The organism is Paraburkholderia sp. CNPSo 3281 (genome assembly GCF_024206515.1).
Classification (GTDB): domain Bacteria; phylum Pseudomonadota; class Gammaproteobacteria; order Burkholderiales; family Burkholderiaceae; genus Paraburkholderia; species Paraburkholderia nodosa.
This window is the reverse complement of record NZ_JAMBPS010000125.1, coordinates 1-2,666: the sequence shown is the minus strand read 5'-3', so window position 1 is coordinate 2,666 and position 2,666 is coordinate 1. Positions and strand designations below refer to the sequence as shown.

The window sequence follows — 2,666 nt, the reverse complement described above, 5'->3', positions numbered from 1 at the left end:
TGTCACTGACCGGCATATTCGAGCCATTCCGGGATCGGCGTAATCGAGCCACCGGATGTTCGCCGCAATCGAGCCAGTGCATGATCGGCGCAATCGGGCCACTCGATGATCGGCGTATTGGAGCCACCTCGGGATCGGCGTAATCGAGCCACGTAGCGGGCTCAGTGTTGTGTCAGGCGCCGGCCCGAAACGCATTTCGAATTTCCGCAACCCGGTACCTTCGGACTTTTTGCCCGGAGGGCCGATGAGTCGAAGGAGGTTCGAAGTGTTTGAGTATCGACAGGTTCTGGCGCGCATGCGTCAGGGCGATTCCGACCGCGACATTGCCAGCGCACGCCTGATGGGGCGTGGGAAGCTGAAGACCGTCAGGCAGCTCGCGCTCGCTCGGGGCTGGCTCGATCCCAGTCGGCCCTTGCCGGACGACGCCGAACTGGCAGCGATCTTCGGACGCAATCCGAAGCTGCCGCGTAGCTGCGTGTCCACGATTGAACCGTTTCGCGATCTGGTGCGCGGCTGGTTTGACGCCGACGTGCAGGGCACGACGATCTTCAACGCGCTTCAGCGCAACCACGGCTATACGGGCAGCTATTCGGCAGTGCGGCGCTTCCTGCTGCACCTGAAGGCCGAGCGCGGCGTGAGAGCGACGACGATCCTGGAGTTCGCGCCGGCGGACGCCGCACAGGTCGACTTCGGCGCCGGTCCGGTGCTCATGCATGAGTCCGGGGGGCTGCTCAAGACATGGTTCTTCGTGATGACGTTGTGCTGGTCGCGTCATCAATACGCCGAGGTCGTGCTGGATCAGACGGTCGAGACGTGGCTGGCCTGTCACCGGCGCGCCTTCGAATGGTTCGGTGGCCGCGTCGAACGCGTGATCATCGACAACGCCAAGTGCGCGATCACAAAGGCGTGCATGTACGACCCCGAGGTACAGCGCTCGTACGCCGCGCTGGCCGAGGGGTACGGCTTCCGGATCGATGCATGCCCTCCACACGATCCTGCGAAGAAGGGCGTCGTTGAGGCCGGAGTCAAATACATCAAACGATCCTTCGTGCCGCTGCGCGAATTCCGCGATCTCGCCGACGCCAACCGTCAATTGCGCGACTGGGTGATGCAGCAGGCCGGCACGCGCGAGCACGGCACGACGCGCGAGCAGCCGCTTGCACGTTTCGCCATCGAGAAGCCGCTGCTCGCCAGACTGCCCGATGTGCCGCCAGTGCTGGCCGTATGGTGCGAGGCCAAGGTGCATACCAACGGGCACGTCGTCTACAGGAAGGCGCTGTATTCGGTGCCGTTCACGCTCGTCGGCAAGCAGCTGTGGCTGAAGGCGACCGACACGGTCGTGCAGGTGTTCCACCGCCATGAGCTCGTCGCGACGCATCCGCGCCTGCGCAAGCCCGGCGATCGCCACACGGTACGTGACCACCAGCCGCCTGAAGCGCAAGCGTGGCTCGAACACGATCCCCAGTGGTGCCTGGCGCGGGCAAAGGATATCGGACCAGCCTGCCACGCGCTCGTTCTCGCGATGTTCAACGACAAGGTGCTCATCAACCTGCGCGGCGCGCAGGGCGTCGTGAGGCTTCGCGAGAAGGTCGGCGATCAACGACTGGAGGCTGCGTGCGAGCGTGCGCTCGTGTTCGCCAGCCCCAAGTACCGCACCGTCAAGACGATCCTCGACAAGGGGCTGGACAGCCAGCCCACCGCACCAGCGCCGACGCCGGCGCCTGCCGACACCTATCTGAACGGCGGCCGCTTCGGCCGTGACCTCCATTCCCTTCTGATCCATTGAACGCCTATGCATCCCAGTCCAGAACTGAACACGATCCTCAAGCAGTTGCGCCTCTCGGGCATCCTCGACTCGCTCGAGCAACGCAACCGTCAAGCCATCGACGGGCAACTTGCCTACACGGAGTTCCTCGCCACGCTTCTGCACGACGAGGTCGCGCGGCGAGAGCAGAAGAAGCTCGGTGTGCGGCTCGCCCGCGCTGGCTTCTCAATGGGCAAGACGCTCGAGAACTTCGACTTCGACCGCGTGCCCAAACTCAACCGCGCTCACATCCATGATCTCGCCGCCGGCCGCTACATCGACGAGAAGGTTTGCGTGCTGATGGTCGGCCAAACCGGCGTCGGCAAGTCGCATCTCGCGCAGGCCCTGGGCCACTGCGCCGCACGCCAGGGCCGCGATGTCCTGTTCATCACGCAAACCGAATTGCTCAAGAAGCTGCATGCAGCACGGGCGACTGAGCTCTATGAACGCAAGTTGCAGCAGTTCGTGCGCGTTCCGGTGCTGATCGTCGATGACTTCGCACTCAAACCCCTGCGTGCGCCCCACGACGAAGACTTCCACGACCTGATCGCCGCCAGGTATGAGCGCGCGGCGACGATCCTGACGTCGAATCTCGACTTCAGCGAATGGGGCGACGCGTTCCCCGACAACCGCATCCTCGGAGCTGCCACGCTCGATCGGCTACGGCATGGCGCCTACCGTGTCGTCATTGAGGGTGAGAGCTTCCGCAAGCCGAAACCGATGCCCGAGAACGGCGAAAACGCGGTTGCAAAATCAGGCAAAAAAACGCATTCTTGAGTCCCTTCGAAATCGCGTTTCGGGGCCATTCCAAGTGGCCTCATTACGCCGATCATCCCCGGCTCGATTACGCCGATCCGTGACA

At 63.5% G+C, this 2,666-nt stretch carries 2 protein-coding genes; both read left to right on the top strand.

Translation table 11 applies throughout. From position 1 onward, the window contains the following. Window positions 1–265 precede the first annotated feature (265 nt). Window positions 266–1,786, top strand: a complete 1,521-nt coding sequence (gene istA, locus M3I56_RS40335; RefSeq protein ID WP_254358621.1) for an IS21 family transposase — start codon at window positions 266–268, stop codon at window positions 1,784–1,786. 6 nt (window positions 1,787–1,792) lie between these two features. Further along, the gene (gene istB, locus M3I56_RS40330) at window positions 1,793–2,581 is read left to right on the top strand and encodes an IS21-like element helper ATPase IstB (protein ID WP_254358618.1); all 789 of its coding nucleotides are present in this window, start codon (window positions 1,793–1,795) and stop codon (window positions 2,579–2,581) included. Window positions 2,582–2,666 lie beyond the last annotated feature (85 nt).

What these genes read in the sequence shown, in the direction of transcription:
- istB (WP_254358618.1), top strand. Translation starts at nt 1,793, where the DNA reads ATGCATCCCAGTCCAGAACTGAACACGATCCTCAAGCAGTTGCGCCTC.